This is a genomic window from Bathymodiolus heckerae thiotrophic gill symbiont, from assembly GCF_900128515.1.
In the GTDB taxonomy this organism is placed as follows: domain Bacteria; phylum Pseudomonadota; class Gammaproteobacteria; order PS1; family Pseudothioglobaceae; genus Thioglobus_A.
In genome coordinates this window covers 1-1,023 of record NZ_FQTP01000232.1, presented here as the reverse complement: position 1 = coordinate 1,023, position 1,023 = coordinate 1, and the positions used below count along the sequence as shown (strand labels likewise).

At 43.5% G+C, this 1,023-nt stretch carries 1 protein-coding gene; it reads right to left on the bottom strand.

The genetic code is table 11. The features are described from left to right. Positions 1–1,023 (bottom strand): hypothetical protein (locus BTHERMOSOX_RS11520; protein WP_171004773.1); only part of this gene is annotated, 1,023 nt, incomplete at both ends.

Below are 1,023 nucleotides of genomic sequence, written 5' to 3'. Positions count from 1 at the left end.
TCAGAAGTTGATTGAGACGATGAATCAGTCACAACCTCATTCATACTCACACCATTCGACTTCCACCAGCCAACCGTTGCGTTTTCAAGCGTTCTTCGCTCTTGTTCGTTAAAGTCATCCTCGCCTCTGGTTGAATGATCCACAAGGCTCTTAAAGCCGCTAACAGCTGCTTGTTGTTGATAATTATTACTCCCTCCACCAATGTTGTCAACTGCTGTTCCTAGTGTTGCAGAACCAAACTCAGTTTGTGCATCTGTTTTAGTCACTGCTGATTTGGTGTTGTCTAAATTTTCACGAATCGATTTATCTGTATTGGCGCCGAAGTTTTGATTAACAGGCGCTGACGTTAAATCACCTTGTTTGTTAAAGTTTGGATGAACGATAAAGTTATCATCTTTATGACCACTAACAAAGTCAACCCAATCATCTTGACGGTTTTGCATGAGCTTATCATTGTCCATAATCTCTTGTCCAGTCATGGATAGCCCACCATTGTTATTGGCCATATCAGTCATAGTACTCATAACATCTTCTTTCTCAAAAGGAGATCCACCATCAAGCCTGGTCATATTCCTAACATTGTCTACACCGCCAAACTGCTGATAAGCGCTATTCATGGCCAGTTGATTTGCGCCATCTACTTGCGTACCATCAGTACTCAGATTCTCTTGGATATATTGTTGTGCATCAGCGCGGGTGTGTTGATTCATTGCATTAGTTTGTGCATTTTGCATCACTTGATCTTCAAGACTCATATTGTTAGTATCAGCAACTGCTTGAGCACCTGTAACACTACCTATGGTGTTGCTGGCATTTAGAGTACCTGCATCTTGTCCCATGCCAGCTGCGCCAACATCAGTTCTAGAATAACTTGCACCTGCACTAGCACCTGATTGAGCATCGAACGTGGCTTTTGCCACTTGATTACCATAACCACCAAACCAGTTAGGCATGCCTTCAGCTGGCGGTTGTACGGTTGAAGCGTCTGCTAGGCCACTTGCTAGACCTTTTCTAAGTCCTGCC